At 66.8% G+C, this 15,524-nt stretch carries 12 protein-coding genes; 8 read left to right on the forward strand and 4 right to left on the reverse strand.

Annotated elements, in window-relative coordinates; all coding sequences use genetic code 11:
* Window positions 1–3 precede the first annotated feature (3 nt).
* The 4 genes from OOB33_RS05270 to OOB33_RS05285 all read left to right on the forward strand — a co-directional run bounded on the left by OOB33_RS05270 (window position 4) and on the right by OOB33_RS05285 (window position 5,765).
* The gene (locus tag OOB33_RS05270) at window positions 4–1,419 is read left to right on the forward strand and encodes a TolC family protein (protein WP_271007935.1); all 1,416 of its coding nucleotides are present in this window, start codon (window positions 4–6) and stop codon (window positions 1,417–1,419) included.
* 199 nt (window positions 1,420–1,618) lie between these two features.
* On the forward strand, window positions 1,619–2,755 hold the full coding sequence (locus OOB33_RS05275; protein WP_271007936.1) for an HD-GYP domain-containing protein: 1,137 nt from the start codon (window positions 1,619–1,621) through the stop codon (window positions 2,753–2,755).
* Between the two features lie 383 nt (window positions 2,756–3,138).
* Complete coding sequence (locus tag OOB33_RS05280) at window positions 3,139–3,525, forward strand: DUF1801 domain-containing protein (RefSeq protein ID WP_271007937.1); 387 nt, start codon at window positions 3,139–3,141, stop codon at window positions 3,523–3,525.
* Window positions 3,526–3,668: 143 nt separating this feature from the next.
* On the forward strand, window positions 3,669–5,765 hold the full coding sequence (locus tag OOB33_RS05285; protein WP_243392808.1) for a putative bifunctional diguanylate cyclase/phosphodiesterase: 2,097 nt from the start codon (window positions 3,669–3,671) through the stop codon (window positions 5,763–5,765).
* A 39-nt stretch (window positions 5,766–5,804) separates the two neighbouring features.
* On the opposite strand, the gene OOB33_RS05290 is transcribed toward OOB33_RS05285, so the two are convergent.
* On the reverse strand, window positions 5,805–6,605 hold the full coding sequence (locus OOB33_RS05290) for an exodeoxyribonuclease III (RefSeq protein WP_271007938.1): 801 nt from the start codon (window positions 6,603–6,605) through the stop codon (window positions 5,805–5,807).
* Between the two features lie 310 nt (window positions 6,606–6,915).
* Between OOB33_RS05290 and OOB33_RS05295 the strand changes: the two genes are divergently transcribed.
* The 3 genes from OOB33_RS05295 to OOB33_RS05305 all read left to right on the forward strand — a co-directional run bounded on the left by OOB33_RS05295 (window position 6,916) and on the right by OOB33_RS05305 (window position 10,721).
* Complete coding sequence (locus tag OOB33_RS05295) at window positions 6,916–9,171, forward strand: TonB-dependent receptor (RefSeq protein WP_171827283.1); 2,256 nt, start codon at window positions 6,916–6,918, stop codon at window positions 9,169–9,171.
* A gap of 117 nt (window positions 9,172–9,288) precedes the next feature.
* Window positions 9,289–9,984: an orotate phosphoribosyltransferase gene (pyrE, locus tag OOB33_RS05300; RefSeq protein ID WP_271007939.1), complete on the forward strand. Its 696-nt coding sequence runs from the start codon at window positions 9,289–9,291 to the stop codon at window positions 9,982–9,984.
* Window positions 9,984–10,721, forward strand: a complete 738-nt coding sequence (locus tag OOB33_RS05305; protein WP_271007940.1) for a hypothetical protein — start codon at window positions 9,984–9,986, stop codon at window positions 10,719–10,721. Before pyrE ends, OOB33_RS05305 begins: the two co-directional genes overlap by 1 nt.
* 69 nt (window positions 10,722–10,790) lie before the next feature.
* On the opposite strand, the gene gatB is transcribed toward OOB33_RS05305, so the two are convergent.
* From gatB to gatC, 3 genes are read right to left on the reverse strand one after another with little or no spacing between them, the layout of a single operon-like run.
* A complete protein-coding gene (gatB, locus tag OOB33_RS05310; protein WP_102768599.1) occupies window positions 10,791–12,257 on the reverse strand; it encodes an Asp-tRNA(Asn)/Glu-tRNA(Gln) amidotransferase subunit GatB in 1,467 nt (488 codons plus the stop codon).
* A gap of 4 nt (window positions 12,258–12,261) precedes the next feature.
* Entirely contained in the window at window positions 12,262–13,779 is a 1,518-nt protein-coding gene (gene gatA / locus OOB33_RS05315) for an Asp-tRNA(Asn)/Glu-tRNA(Gln) amidotransferase subunit GatA (protein ID WP_271007941.1), read from the reverse strand.
* Window positions 13,776–14,075, reverse strand: coding sequence for an Asp-tRNA(Asn)/Glu-tRNA(Gln) amidotransferase subunit GatC (gene gatC / locus OOB33_RS05320; protein WP_102768597.1), 300 nt, complete (start codon window positions 14,073–14,075; stop codon window positions 13,776–13,778). Before gatC ends, gatA begins: the two co-directional genes overlap by 4 nt.
* A 286-nt stretch (window positions 14,076–14,361) precedes the next feature.
* On the opposite strand from gatC, the gene OOB33_RS05325 reads away from it, so the two are divergent.
* Complete coding sequence (locus OOB33_RS05325) at window positions 14,362–15,405, forward strand: rod shape-determining protein (RefSeq protein ID WP_102768596.1); 1,044 nt, start codon at window positions 14,362–14,364, stop codon at window positions 15,403–15,405.
* Window positions 15,406–15,524 lie beyond the last annotated feature (119 nt).

The following is a 15,524-nucleotide window of genomic DNA, read 5'->3' on the forward strand; positions in this document are numbered from 1 at the left end:
CGCATGAAGAAGACAAAGAAAGAAGCAGACGCCATGACGCTGATGCGAAGCTTGAACCCTCTGAAATCCGGCACCCAGCCCGCGTTGGCCCTGGGCCTGCTGGCCCTGATGCTGACGGGCTGTGCCCACGGCCCCGACAGCACGGCTCCGCCGAACCTGGCGCGCCCGCACACCTTGCCGGCGCAGTGGCAGCAGCTCGAATCGCGCGGCTCGGCCGAGGGCGCTGCCCCGGCCGATGCGCAGCTGATCGCGCTGCAGGAGCAGGCCTTGCGTGCCAACCGCGACATCGCCCTGGCGCTCAAGCGCTGGGAGCGCGCCCAGCAGCAGCTGGGCCAGAGCCAGCTGGAGCGCGGCCTCAAGCCCAGCCTGAGCGGCAGCGCCTCGGGCAGCCGCGCGCTGGAGCAGGGGCCGCTGACGCGCAGCTATTCGCTCAATGCCAGCGTCAGCTATGAAGTCGATCTCTGGCAGCGCCTGGCCCATGGCGAGGCGGCGCAGGCCGCGCAAGTGGCCGGTCAGCGGGCCGACTGGGCCGCGGCCCAGCTCCTGATCCGCAACCGGGTGGCCGAGAGCTACTGGAGCCTGGCCGCGCTGGCGCTGGAAGAACCCCTGATCCGCGAGCAGCTGCAAGGCGCCGAGGCGGTGCTGGCCCTGACCCGGCTGCGCGTGCGCGAAGGCAAGCTCTTGCCCATCGAGGTGGACAAGGCGGCCAGCAGCCTGCAAGGCCTGCACTCGCGCCTGGCCCAGCTGCAGCGCGAGCGGGTGCAGCAAGGCCTGAGCTTGGGCGTGCTGCTCGACGAACTGGCGCCGGCCCTGCCCGCGCAGCCCCAGCTGCCGGCCGGCCAACCGGGCGACTGGCAGCCCGGCGCACCGGCCGAGGTGCTGGAACGCCGCCCCGATGTGCAACGTGCCCGTGCTCAGGTGGACAGCGCCCTGTCGCAATGGAGATCCAGTGAAGCGGCGCGTTATCCCAGCCTGAGCCTCAGCACGGGCGTGGGCACGGGCGGCAACCAGTGGCGCGACTGGCTGGAGCGGCCGCTGGCCACGCTCTCATCGAGCCTGATCGTGCCCCTGGTCGATTGGCGCCGGTTGGATCTGCAGCGCGCGCAATCGGTCAACGATGTGGAAAGCGCGGCCTTGAGCCTGCGCGACACGGTGCACAAGGCCCTGGTCGAGGTGGAACAACTGGCCGCCGAACGCCGCGAGCTGCGCCAGCAGGCCCTGGCCAATGCCGCCCGCCTGGCCGAAGCCCAGCAGACCGAGAAGCTGGCCGCCCTGCGCTACGAAGTGGGCGTGATCGCTCGCGCCGACTGGCTGCAGGCCCGCAATGCCCGCCTGTCCGCCGAGCAGGAGGCCATCCAGCTGCGCCTGCGCCAGTGGCTCAACCAGGCAGCCTTGCACAAGGCGCTGGCCAGCGCCTGAGTGTGTTGGGTGGCATTGGATGGCGCGGGGCGATTGGCGCACCTCGCCGAGCCGGTGAAGGCTCAAGTTAGGCTTTGAGCGGGTCGATACAGGGATTCGGGCCGGGGCTGTGCCGAGGTGTGGCAGGGCTGCGCCTCCGGCAGAACCGGCATGGTTCTCGCCTCCAGCCAGCCTTGTTACCTCTGCCGCCACTCCGCTCATGCGCGTTTGCTCCCTCGCTTCCGTCAAGAATCGCATCGTCCTGGGTGAACCCCTGGCGTTCAGCGTGCGCGACGAAGGCCAGCTGCTGTTGCTGGCGCGCGGACAGGTGATTGCCGACGAGGCGCAGCTGGAAGAGCTGTTCCGGCGCGGTGCCCGGGTCGAGATTGCTGAGCTGGCGCAATCGGTGGCGCCGCCACGGCGCCGCGAAAGCGCCGAGCGCTCCCTGGAGCAGCTGGCGGAGGACTGGGAGCAATCGCCGCATGCCCTGCGCCGCGCGCTCAGCGCGGCCCCGGAGCATCTGGCGGCGGCGGTGCATGCCGCGTCGGACCAGCTGCTGGGCCTGATCCAGCGCGCCCCCAATCTGGCACTGGCTCAGGTGGTGCGGCATCCGAGCGCTGGCGCCGGACACTACGGCGTCAACCACTCGATCCACGCCGCCACGGCCTGCCGGGCCGCAGCCAATTTCCTGGGCTGGAGCGAGGCCGAGCAGCGCCGCGCCTTCCAGGCAGCGCTGACCATGAATCTGTCCATGGTCGAGCTGCAAGGCAAACTGGCCGACCAGGTCTCGCCTCTGACCAGCTTGCAGCGCGAGGCCATCCAGGACCATCCGCGGCGCAGCGCCGAGATGCTGGCCGCGGCCGGCATCGAGGACAGCGACTGGCTCCAGGCCGTAGCCCAGCACCACGAGGTGCCCGATGGCTCGGGCTACCCGCAAGGCCTGACCGACATCACCGAGCTGGCCCAGCTCTTGCGCTATGCCGATGTCTACACCGCCCGCCTGAGCAGCCGCGCCAACCGCCCGGCCATGAGCGCCCAGCAGGCCGGCCGCGAGCTGCACCAGATGGCGGCCGAGAGCCCGCTGGCCGGGGCGCTGATCAAGGCCTTTGGCATCTTCCCGCCGGGCAGCCTGGTGCGCCTGTCCTCGGGCGAGATGGGTCTGGTGGTGCGCAATGGCGACAAGGCCTACCACCCGCTGGTCTCGGCCTTGACCCATACCGATGGCGAGCCGCGCCGCAAGCCCCTGCTGCGCGACAGCGCCCGTGCCGACCACAGCGTGGTGGCCCTGCTCTCGGCCCAGAACCTGCCCATGCGCCTCAGCGACGAGCGGGTGGCGGCCTTGATCGGCGCGCATTGAGCCCGATCTGACCGCAAGGGCCCAGTCGGCGCCTGCCGCGCGCTGGGTTCGTGCGGGGCGACACCGTGCGAGATCGGCGCTAGCATCGGCGGCGTGAATGCCCCGGCATCTTCGTCCTCCTCGTCTTCTGCCTCCTGGTCGCCGTCGGCCTGCCGGCCCCGGGCGCCCGCTCGCTCGATGCCCTGGCCCTGGCCTTGATGGTCGGAGCCGCCGCGGGTGTGCTGCCCTTTGCCCTGGGCTTTTTTCCGGGGCGCTGGCTGGGCGATTGGCTTGGCAGGCGGCGCCGGGCCCCGCCCGATGAGGCCCGGGCCTCGCGATCCGCAAGACCCAGCGACTTTTCCTGATCCGCAACCTTGACCCCGCCTGAACCGGAGATCCTGCCCATGAGCTCTGCCCTTGACCCTGCCGCGCTGATCGATGCTCGCATTGCCGAATTGGGCGGCTGGCGCGGCGAGCAGCTGGCGCGTGCGCGCGCCTGGATCCGCGAGGCTTTGCCCGAGGTGATCGAGGAGTGGAAATGGCAGGTACCGGTGTGGTCCAGCCAGGGCATTCTGTGCACCGGCGAAAGCTACAAAAAGGCGGTCAAGCTGACCTTTCCCAAGGGCGCATCCTTGCCCGATCCGGCCGGCTTGTTCAACGCCAGCCTCGAGGGCCAGACCCGCCGCGCCATCGACTGGGCCGAAGGGGCCGTGCTGGACGAGAAGGCGTTCAAGGCCTTGATCCGGGCGGCCGCGGCGTTCAATGCGGCGGCCCCGGCCCTGCGTCGCTAGGCCTGGGCCGGAGGCGCGAACCGGGCGCTGCGGATGCTGGAGCTCAAGCGAGCGCAAAGCCCGACGATAAGATTGGATGGGCACCGTCGGGCCGCTTGAGCCCGGGGTTCTCTGCTTCGATGCAAAGGAAGGCACAGTTTCGGATGCGCGCCATCGAGACCCAGACGCCCGGTGCCCCGGCGGCCGAGCCGGCGGCGCCGGCCGATCTGCCCTTGCAAATGTCCCTGCAGATGCCCTTGCGCTTGCTGCTGCGCTTCGCGGACCCGGCCTTCGAACAGCGCTTTGTTCAGCACTATGTGGCCTTCTACCTGCGCTATGCCCAGGCCAGCCTTCTGCTGGGGGCCTTGCTGGTCAGTGGCGACTGGTTGATCGATCAGCTGGCGCATGGCGGCGGCGCGGCCAATTTTCTGCGCTTGAGCCTGGCGGTGCCGGTGCTGTTGCTGGGCCTGGCCTGCTCCTTCTTGCCGCAGTCGCGGCGCCATTGGCAGGGGGCCATGGCGAGCTTCATCGTCGTGGTGGCTTTGTGCCTGTTCTTCATTCTGGTGCGCATCGATGCCGAGGGTGGGGCGGGCCTCAAGACCTGGGTGGGCGTGTTGAACTTCACCTTTCTGGAGTTCTATTGCTTCGTCATCCTGGGCGTGCAGTTCCGCCATGCCCTGGCCTCGGGCCTCTTGATCCTGGCCGCCTTCCTGTACGCGCTGTTTGCCCATGCCGGGTTGCTGGCTGGCGAGGCTGGCTACTGGACCTACCATGTGCTCACGGTCTTCATCCTGGCCGCCGGCATCGGCTGGTGGCGGGAGTTCGTGCTGCGCAAGGAGTTCCTGGCGCGCGCTGCGCTCGACGACGCCTTGCGCGCGGCCGAGCAGCGCGCCATGCGCCTGGCGCATTACGACGAAGTCACCGGCCTGCCCAACCGCCGCCTGCTCGCAGAGCTGAGCGCACCGGCCCTGGCCCAGGCCGGCGCGGGTGGGCCGGCCTGTGCGCTGCTGCATCTGGAGATCGATCGCTTTGGCGGCATGCACGATTTGTACGGCCATGGCCAGAGCGACTTGATGCTGGCCGGGATTGCGCAGCGCCTGCGCACCTGCTTGCGCGGCCAGGTGCCCGGTCTTGACTGGGGGCTGCTTCCCGGCAGTCTGTCGGCCAGTCTGGCGGCCGAGCCGGATCTGGTGCTGGCCCGCCTCGGCGACCAGGCGTTTGCCGTCTTCATCACCGGGCTGGAAGGGCAGGACCGCGCCTCCGGCCTGGCGCAGCGCTTGCTGGCGGCCGTGGCCGAGCCGGTGCCTGTGGACGGCCAGCAGATCCTGCTGACCGCCAGCATCGGCATCGCCATGTGCCCCGGTGATGCGCAGGATCTGCTCAACCTGACCCGCTGCGCCGAGCAGACCGCGCACGTCGCCGCCGAGGCCGGCGGTGCCCAGCACAAGTTCTTTGACGAAGCCCTCAATGCCCGGGCCAAGGACCGGGTGCTGCTCGAAGCCGAGCTGCGTCAGGCCCTGCTCAGTGGCCAGCTGCGCCTGCACTACCAGCCCAAGGTCGATGCCTGCAATGCGCGCCTGGTGGGCGCCGAGGCCTTGCTGCGCTGGCAGCATCCGCAGCGGGGCCTGATCGCGCCGGGCCTGTTCATCCCCCTGGCCGAGGACAGCGGTCTGATCGCCCCGCTGACCGATTGGGTCTTGCACGCCGCCTGCCAGAGTCTGCGCCGCTGGGCCGATCTGGGCCTGGCGATGCTGCCGCTCTCGGTCAATCTGCCGGCCTCCAGCCTGGCCGATGCCGGCCTGCCCGAGCAGCTGAGCGCCCTGGTGCAGCACTACGGCCTGCAGCCCGCCTGGCTGATGCTGGAGCTGACCGAAACCATGCTGATGCGCGAGATGGCCACCGCCGTGGCCGTGCTCGATCGCCTGCGGGCGTTGGGCTTCGGGCTGTCGCTCGATGATTTCGGCACCGGCTATTCCTCGCTCAGCCACCTCAAGCGCCTGCCCATGAGCGAGCTCAAGATCGACCGCGCCTTCATCACCGAGGTGGCGCGCGGCGGCCGCGATGCCGCCCTGGCCTCGGCCATCATCACCCTGGGCCGCGAGCTGGGCCTGCAGGTGGTGGCCGAAGGGGTGGAGACGCAGGAACAGTCCGAGTTCCTGATCGGCCGCGGTTGCCGCCTGCAGCAGGGTTACTGGTTCGCACGACCACTGCCGCCGGAGGCCTTCGAGGCCATGCTCAGGGCCGGTACGACGCGGGTGTGAACTCGCTGGGTTCTCGGGCTCTGGCCGGCCATGCGAGGGTCAGAGGCTGAAGTCGTAATCCACCGTCAGCGGCGCATGGTCGCTGAACTTCTGGTCTTTGTAGATGGCGGCGCGCTGGGCCAGGGCGGCCAGCTTCGGCGTCGCGAAGTGGTAGTCCAGGCGCCAGCCCACATTCTTGGCATAGGCCTGGCCGCGGTTGCTCCACCATGTGTAGCACTCGTCGGTGGTGTCGGGTTGCAGCTGGCGGTAGACATCGACCAGGCCGCCCTGGCCCTGGCCGCTGCCGAAGAGCTGGTCCAGCCAGGTGCGTTCCTCGGGCAGGAAACCGCTGTTCTTGAGGTTGCCCTTCCAGTTCTTCAGGTCGGCTTCCTTGTGGGCGATGTTGACGTCGGCCACCAGGATGAACTCGCGCTGGGACTTGAGTGCCATCAGGTGCGGGAACATGGCGTCGAGGAAACGGTACTTGGCTTCCTGGCGCTCGGGGCCGCTGCTGCCGCTGGGGAAGTAGCAGCTGATCAGGCTGAGCTTGCGGCCGGGCTTGTCGAAGCGCTTTTCGATGTAGCGGCCTTCGGCGTCGAATTCGGGGTTGCCGAAGCCGATCAAGACCTCGCTGGGTGTTTCGCGGGTGTAGAGGCCCACGCCGGAGTAACCCTTTTTCTCGGCGTAATGGAAATGGCCTTGCAGCTCACCGGAGCTGCAGTAGGTGCCGGCCACATGCTCGTCCTGTGCCTTCACTTCCTGCACGCCTAGGGCGTCGGCATTCTGCGCTGGCAGCCAGTCGAAGAAGCCCTTGGTGGCGGCGGAGCGGATGCCGTTCAGATTGGCGGTGATGAAGCGCATGGGCGGGGTCTCTCAAGAAGGCGGCGAACAGGATGTGAAGGCTGCGCAGAGCGCGGCGCAGTATCGCAAATGGCGGGGCGAGCTTTGTCAGCAGCCTGGGTCGTCCCGAGCGACTGCGAGACGTATTGGTATCTCAATTGGTCTGCATGATTTTGGCAACAAGCGCAGCAAGTTCAGCCGGGTTCGCCGATTTCCGGCACGCGACTTGCTAGATTTCAACGTTTCGAGGAGCGGCCTCGGCGCAGGCTTTGAGCCTTGCTTCTCGCAGATTCATCTCAGTCGCCCTTTTGGGTTTTTTGGAGTTCCCCGCATGAAAGCGCAGTTCCCGGTTCAGTCTCCCTCTCGTTTGACCTTGGCGCTCGGCCTGGTGCTGGCCGCCTGGCCCCTGAGCTCTGCGCTGGCGCAGACCTCAGAGGACGCAGGCGCGGCCAAGTCCGACAAGAGCAAGCTGGACACCGTGGTCATCACCGCCGAGCGCCGCACCGAGAACATCAAGGACGTGCCCAATGCCGTCTCCGCCATCAGCGGCGAGAAGCTCGATGTGCTGAACTCCAGCGGCCAGGACGTGCGCTTTCTGTCCGGCCGCGTGCCCAGCCTGAACATCGAGTCGTCCTTCGGCCGCGCCTTCCCCCGCTTCTACATCCGCGGCTACGGCAACACCGATTTCCGCCTCAATGCCTCGCAGCCCGTCTCGCTGATTTATGACGACGTGGTGCAGGAGAACCCCATCTTGAAGGGCTTCCCGGTCTTCGACGTCAAGAACGTGGAAGTGATCGCCGGCCCGCAGGGCACGCTGTTCGGCCGCAACACGCCGGCCGGCGTGGTCAAGTTCGATTCGGTCAAGCCGGGCAAGAAGCAGGAAGGCTATGCCAGCTTCTCCTACGGCACCTACGGCACCAGCAACCTCGAAGGTGCTTTCAACCTGCCGCTGAGCGGCGAGTGGGCCGCACGCATCTCGGCCCAGGTGCAGCACCGTGACGACTGGGTCAAGAACCAGGTGCCCAATGCCCAGACCCCGGCCACCGAAGGCTATGACGACCGCGCCGTGCGCATCCAGGCCCTGTACGAGCCGAGCAAGACCTTCAGCGCCCTGTTCAATGTGCATAACCGCGAGTTGGACGGCTCGCCACGCATGTTCCGCTCCAGCATCATCAAGCCGGGCAGCAACGAGCTGGTCGCCGGCTTCGACCCGGCCAAGATGTACATCGATGGCAAGAACGAGCAGCGCCTGCACGCCACCGGCGGCAGCGCCAAGCTCAAGTGGGTGATGGGCGACCTGACCCTGCACTCGATCACGGCCATCGAGACGGTGCAGCCCTTCAGCCGTGCCGACGTGGACGGCGGTTACATCTTGCGGGTCATCCCCAGCAACTTCAAGCTGCCGCCTTACGACAAGGAAGGCGAAGTGTTCTTCCCGGTCGAAACCTCGGACGCGCTGCGTGACCACCGCCAGCTGACCCAGGAATTGCGCCTGGAGTCGAACGCCGCCGGCCCGCTGCGCTGGCAGGGTGGCGCCTACTTCTTCGATGAGCGCTACACCATGGAGTCGTACGACTACACGGTGGCCGTGCCGCCTTTGGTCAGCACGCGCCAGACCAACAAAGCCTGGGCCTTGTTCGGTTCGGTCAACTACGAAGTCACGCCCGAGCTGAAACTGCGCGCCGGCCTTCGCTACACCAACGACAAGAAGACCCTGGCCACCACCGGCAAGGTCATCGACACCGCGGGCACCAGCGCCGAGACCGACGACAACAAGGTCAACTGGGACGTTTCCGGTACCTACAGCCTCAGCCGCGACACCAACCTTTATGCCCGCGTGGCCACCGGCTTCCGCGCGGCCTCGATCTACCCGGCCGACGGTTTCGGTGCGCAGAGCAAGGCACGCCCGGAGAACGTCACGTCCTTCGAACTGGGCATCAAGAGCGACTTCTGGCAGCGCCGCGCCCGTCTGTCGGCCAATGTCTTTTCCTACAAGGTCAAGGACCAGCAGCTGACGGCGGTGGGCTCGACCAGCAACACCAACACCCTGCTCAATGCCAGCAAGGCCACCGGCCAGGGCTTCGAGATCAACCTCGATCTTCTGCCCACCGAGAACCTGATGCTGACCCTGGGCGCCAGCTACAACGACACCAAGATCAAGGACGCCAGCCTTTCCGACCTGCGCCCTGGCAGCGGCGCCATCCCCATCGGCACGCCCGATGGCCAGGGCCGCTACAGCCTCTATGGCAATCCCCTGCCCAATGCCCCCAAGTGGATTGCCAACATGACCGCCCGCTACGGCGTTCCCCTGGCCGACGGCAGCGAGGTGTTTGTCTACACCGACTGGGCCTATCGTTCGAAGATCAACTTCTTCTTGCTGCCCTCGGTGGAGTTCACCGGCAAGTCCCTGCTGGAAGGTGGCGTGCGCGTCGGCTACATCTGGAACAACGGCAAGTACGAGGTGGCTGCGTTCGGTCGCAACATCACCAACAAGGTGGTGGTCAACGGCGCGATCGCCTTCAACAACCTGACCGGTTTCATCAACGACCCGCGCACCTACGGCCTGCAGTTCAAGGCCCTGTTCTGAAGCTGATTTCCGGTGCATGACGCCGGGAATTCGCACAGTCGGCAGCCCGTCCCTCTTAGGGGGGACGGGCTTTTTTGCGCCTCTACAATGTGTTGCACACCCTTGCATGAAGCCTCCATGAACGCCTCGACCTCTCCCGCCGCCCCCGCCACGCCCGACCTGCTGGCCCAGGAATTTGTTGCCTTCGCGGTCGAGTCCGGCGTGCTGCGCTTCGGTGAATTCAAAACGAAAGCTGGGCGCCTGAGCCCTTACTTTTTCAACGCCGGTCTGTTCGACGATGGCGCCAAGCTGGGCCGTCTGGTGCAGTTCTATGCCCAGCGCCTGATCGCCTCGGGCCTGCAGTTCGACATGATCTTCGGCCCCGCCTACAAGGGCATCACCCTGGCCGCGGCCCTGTCGGTGGAGCTGGCGCGTCTGGGCCACAACAAGCCTTACGCCTACAACCGCAAGGAAGCCAAGAACCACGGCGAAGGTGGCACCCTGGTCGGCGCGCCGGTGCGGGGCCGGGTCTTGATCATTGACGATGTCATTTCCGCCGGCACCTCGGTGCGCGAGTCCATCGCCATGATCGCCGCAGCGGGTGCCACGCCCTGCGGTGTCACCATCGCCCTGGATCGCCAGGAGAAGGCGGTCGAGAACGGCGTCGAGAGCCCCAAATCCGCCGTGCAGTACGTCAGCGAAGAATTGCAACTACCGGTGATTGCGATTGCCGGCCTGGCCGACTTGCTGGAATACTTGCGCACCACCAGCGACAGCGGTGTCACCGCTTACGCGGGCGCTGTCCAGGCCTATCGGGATCGCTACGGAGTCTGATGAGCGCTGCTTCAGCCATGGTCGCCAGTCGCACGTTTCAGCGCATGAAGTGGTCCGCCTGCTCCGCAGTCGTGCTGGCGCTGGGCTGTGTGGCCACGGCCCAGGCCATTGCCCAGCCCCCCTCGCCCGGACCCAGCGGCATCTACAGCTGCACCCTGCCCGACGGGCGGCGCCTGACCTCGGACCGGCCGATCGCCGAATGCACCTCGCGCGAGCAGCGCATCCTCAATGCCGATGGTTCCCAGCGCGCGGTCCTGCCACCCTTTCTTTCGCCCGAGGAGCGCGCTGCCCAGGAAGCCAAGGAGCGCCGCCTCGCTGCCGAACAAGCCGCCAAGAACGATGCGATCCGCCGCGACCGCAATCTGGTGCTGCGCTTTCCGAACGCGCAAGTTCATCAGCAGGCGCGCGCAGCCGCGCTCGACGATGTCAAGAAGGGCATCGAGCTCTCCGAGCGCCGCATCAAGGAGCTGGCGCTGGAGCGCAAGCCCTTGCTCGATGAGACCGAGTTCTACAAAGGCAAGCCCCTGCCGCCCAAGCTCAAGCTGCAGCTGGATCGCAACGAGGCCGCCAGCACCGCCCAGCAGCAGTTGATCGGCAATTCGCGCGCCGAGATGGTGCGCATCAACGCCCGCTACGACGAAGAACTGGCCCGCCTCAAGCGCCTCTGGGGCGGTGCCGCGCCCGGCAGCCTGGGCGTGATGAGCACGCCGGAAGCGGCGGCCTCGGGCTCACGCTGATCGGCGGGCAAGACCAAACAAAACGGCGCCGAGGCGCCGTTTTTTCTGGGAGAAACCGCCTGCTGGCCCTCAGCCGGCCAGCTTCTTCTTCAGCAGCTCGTTCACCAGGCTGGGGTTGGCCTTGCCCTTGGTGGCCTTCATGGCCTGGCCGACCAGGGCGTTGAAGGCCTTGTCCTTGCCGGCGCGGAACTCTTCCACCGATTTGGGGTTGGCGGCCAGCACCTCGTCGAGGATGGCTTCGATGGCGCCGGTGTCGCTGACTTGTTCGACGCCCAGTGCCTTGATGACCTCGTCAACGACTTCGGGGAGATCTCGCGAGTCTTCGCAAATGGCCTTGAAGACGTCCTTTGCGCCGCTGTTGCTGATCACTCCAGAGCTAATGCGCTCGATCAGACGTCCCAAAACGCGTGGTTGCACGTGAACGTCTTCAAATGTCTGACCCTTGGCGTTCAAAAGTCGAGCGATTTCGCCGTTCATCCAGTTCACCACCAGCTTCGGGTGCCCGCAAGCGTCGCGAGCAGTCTCGAAGTAACGAGCTTTCGCAAGACTTTCAGTAATCAATGCGGCGTCGTACGGTGACAGCCCATCTTGCTCCTCGAACCGCTTCGCCATTTGAGAGGGCAGCTCGGGCATCTCCTGCTTGACCCGCTCAATCCAGTCGGCGCCGATCACCAGCGGCGGCAGGTCGGGGTCGGGGAAGTAGCGGTAGTCGGCCGAATCTTCCTTGCTGCGCATGGCGCGCGTCTCCCCCGTGTCGGGGTTGAAGAGCACGGTGGCTTGCTGGATCTTGCGGCCGTCCTCGATCTCGTCGATCTGCCAGTTGACCTCGTAGTCCACGGCCTGCAGCAGGTAGCGGAAGCTGTTGAGGTTCTTGATCTCGCGGCGGGTGCCGAAGGGCTCGCCGGGCTTGCGCACCGAGACGTTGACGTCGCAGCGGAAGGAGCCTTCCTGCATATTGCCGTCGCAGATGCCCAGCCACATCACCAGGGCGTGCAGGGTCTTGGCGTACTCGCAGGCCTCGGCGGCGGAGCGCATCTCGGGCTCGGAGACGATTTCCAGCAAGGGCGTGCCGGCACGGTTCAGGTCGATGCCGCTCTGGCCGTGGTAGTCCTCGTGCAGGCTTTTGCCGGCGTCTTCCTCGAGGTGGGCGCGGGTCAACTGCACGACCTTCTTCTCGTCGCCGACGAAGAATTCGACCTTGCCGCCTTGCACCACCGGGATCTCGAACTGGCTGATCTGGTAGCCCTTGGGCAGGTCGGGGTAGAAATAGTTCTTGCGCGCGAAGATGGACAGCGGCGCCACCTTGGCGCCCACGGCCAGGCCGAAGCGGATGGCACGCTCGACCGCACCGCGGTTCAGCACCGGCAGAGTGCCCGGCAGGGCCAGGTCCACGGCCGAAGCCTGCGTGTTGGGCTCGGCGCCGAAGGCGGTGGAGGAGCCGCTGAAGATCTTGGAGACGGTGGACAGTTGGACGTGGTTTTCCAGGCCGATCACGACCTCGTAGCCACGGATCAATTTGCTGCTGCTAGATGCCATGTGCTTAGATTCCTGCGGGAGCGGCACGGTGCCAGTCGGTGGCTTGCTGCAGCGCGTGGGCGGTGTGCAGCAGCTGGCCTTCCTTGAAGTAGTTGCCCAGCAGCTGCAAGCCGACGGGCATGCCGCCTTCGCCCAGGCCCACCGGCACGCTCATGCCGGGCAGGCCGGCCAGCGAGCCGGGCAGGGTGAAGATGTCGGCCAGATAGGCCTTGACCGGGTCGTCCTTGCCCTCGCCATGCTTCCAGGCCACGGTGGGCGCCACCGGGCCAGCGATCAGGTCGCACAGCTGGAAGGCCTGCTGGAAATCGTCGGCAATCATGCGGCGCAGCTTTTGCGCTTGCAGGTAGTAGGCGTCGTAGTAACCGTGAGACAGCACGTAGCTGCCGATCATGATGCGGCGCTTGACCTCGGCGCCGAAGCCTTCGGCGCGGGTCTTTTTGTACATGTCCAGCAGGTCGTCGTACTGGGCGGCGCGGTGGCCGAACTTGACGCCATCGAAGCGGCTCAGGTTGGAGCTGGCCTCGGCCGGGGCAATGATGTAGTACACCGGAATCGCCAGCTCGGTGCGCGGCAGGCTCACATCCACCAGGGTGGCGCCGAGCTTTTCCAGCTCGGCCAGGCCGGCGCGCACGGCGCTGTTGACATCGGCCGACAGGGCGGCGGGGAAGAACTCGCGTGGCAGACCGATGCGCAGGCCCTTGAGCGGCTGGGCGGCGGTGGCGCCCTCGCGGGCGCTCAACATTTGCGCGTGGAAATCCTGCGGGGCTTGCTGCACGCTGGTGGCGTCGCGCTCGTCAAAGCCGCTCATGGCCGAGAGCAGCAGGGCGCAGTCCTCGGCCGAGCGGGCCATGGGGCCCGCCTGGTCCAGGCTGGAGGCGAAGGCGATCATGCCGTAGCGGCTGCAGATGCCGTAGGTCGGCTTGATGCCGGTGATGCCGGTGAAGCTGGCCGGCTGGCGGATCGAGCCGCCGGTGTCGGTGCCGGTGGAGGCCGGCAGCAGGCGTGCGGCCACCGCAGCGGCCGAGCCGCCCGAAGAGCCACCCGGTACGCGGCTGGCGTCCCAGGGGTTGGCCACCGGCTGGTAGGCCGAGTTCTCATTGGCCGAGCCCATGGCGAATTCGTCGCAGTTGAGCTTGCCCAGCGAGACCGTGCCGGCCGCATTCAGGCGCGCCACCACGGTGGCGTCGAAGGGGCTGCGGTAGCCGGCCAGGATCTTGGAGCCGGCCGTGGTCGGCATGTCGGCGGTGACGAAGATGTCCTTGTGCGCCAGGGGCACGCCGATCAGGGCGCCGCCGGCTTGTGCGCCTTCGCCGGCGGCCAGGCGGGCATCCGCCGCACGGGCGCGGGCCAGGGCATGGTCCGCGTCCACATGGAGGAAGGCGCCCAACTGGCTGTCGCTGGACTGGACGCGCTGCAGCAGATGCTGGGTCAGCTCGACGCTGGAGAACTGCTTGTCGCGCAGGCCTTGGCCCAGCTCGGCCACGCCCAGGTCGTGCAGGGGGGTGTTGTTCGAGATGCTCATTCGATGACCTTGGGAACCAGGAACAGGCCGTCTTCCACGGCCGGGGCGCTGCGCTGGTTGAGTTCGCGCTGGTTGCTTTCGGTGACGGCGTCCTCGCGCAGGCGCAGATGCACCTCCTGGATGGCCGACAGCGGGGTGTACAGCGGCTCGACGCCGGCGGTGTCCACCGCGCTCATCTGCTCGACGATGGAGAAGAAGTCATTCAGCTGGGGCAGCAGGGCGGCGCTTTCGGCCTCCTGCAGCTCCAGGCGCGCCAGATGGGCGATGCGGCTTACGTCTTGTGGTGTCAAGGCCATGGGAAAACCGGGTCCGGAGGTGGCGGAAACATCGGCCGTGGCGAGCTGTAAAGAGCGCAACAAACGGCCCGTCCCAGCCGATAACTAGGGGGTGATCGGGTATTATCTCCGCTTATCTCCAATGTCACGGGGCTGCGTGGCCGCAAGGGCTCACCCAGCCTCGTTGCATATGGCGAACACCGAACAGCCCGACCCCCTCTTTTCCGACCTCCCGACCAACCCGCGAGTCACCCACGATCTCCAGCCCACAGGCTCAGATGTCGGTACTTTGCGCTCCAGACACATCATGTTCGCTTCCCTGCGCCGCTATTTCTCCTCCGACCTCGCCATCGACCTGGGCACCGCCAACACGCTGATTTATGTGCGCGGCAAGGGCATCGTGCTGGATGAACCCTCGGTCGTGTCGATCCGCCACGAAGGTGGCCCGCACGGCAAGAAGACCATCCAGGCTGTGGGCCGCGAAGCCAAGGCCATGCTGGGCAAGGTGCCGGGCAATATCGAGGCGATCCGCCCGATGAAGGACGGCGTGATCGCCGACTTCACCGTCACCGAGCAGATGCTCAAGCAGTTCATCAAGATGGTGCACGACTCCAAGATGCTGCGCCCCAGCCCGCGCATCATCATCTGCGTGCCCTGCGGATCCACCCAGGTCGAGCGCCGCGCCATCCGTGAATCGGCCCTGGGCGCCGGTGCCTCCGAGGTCTACCTGATTGAAGAGCCGATGGCGGCCGCGATCGGCGCCGGTCTGCCGGTGTCGGAAGCCTCCGGCTCCATGGTCGTGGACATCGGCGGCGGCACCACCGAGGTGGGCGTGATCTCGCTGGGCGGCATGGTCTACAAGGGCAGCGTGCGCGTCGGCGGCGACAAGTTCGACGAAGCCATCATCAACTACATCCGCCGCAACTACGGCATGTTGATCGGTGAGCCCACCGCCGAAGCGATCAAGAAGAACATCGGCAGCGCCTTCCCGGGCTCCGAGGTCAAGGAAATGGAAGTCAAGGGCCGCAATCTGGCCGAAGGCGTGCCGCGCAGCTTCACGATTTCGTCCAACGAGATCCTGGAAGCCCTGACCGACCCGCTAAACCAGATCGTCTCCGCCGTGAAGAACGCGCTGGAACAGACCCCGCCCGAGCTGGGTGCCGACATCGCCGAGCGCGGCATGATGCTGACCGGCGGCGGCGCGCTGTTGCGCGATCTGGACCGCCTGCTGGCCGAGGAAACCGGCCTGCCGGTGCTGGTGGCCGAGGATCCGCTGACTTGCGTGGTGCGGGGTTGCGGGATGGCTTTGGAGCGCATGGAGCGCCTCGGCTCCATCTTCACCTCCGAGTGATTGTTTTCGCCTACTGCGCGAGCCTCATGCGTCGTTGGGCGGTGCTCGCAATCCTCACGTACTGCAAGTACGCTCCGGTTGCTCCGCTCCGTCCGCCTCGCCTGCGGCCCGCTCGCTAC

This window comes from Paucibacter sp. B51, from assembly GCF_027863535.1.
Lineage (GTDB): Bacteria > Pseudomonadota > Gammaproteobacteria > Burkholderiales > Burkholderiaceae_C > Paucibacter_A > Paucibacter_A aquatilis.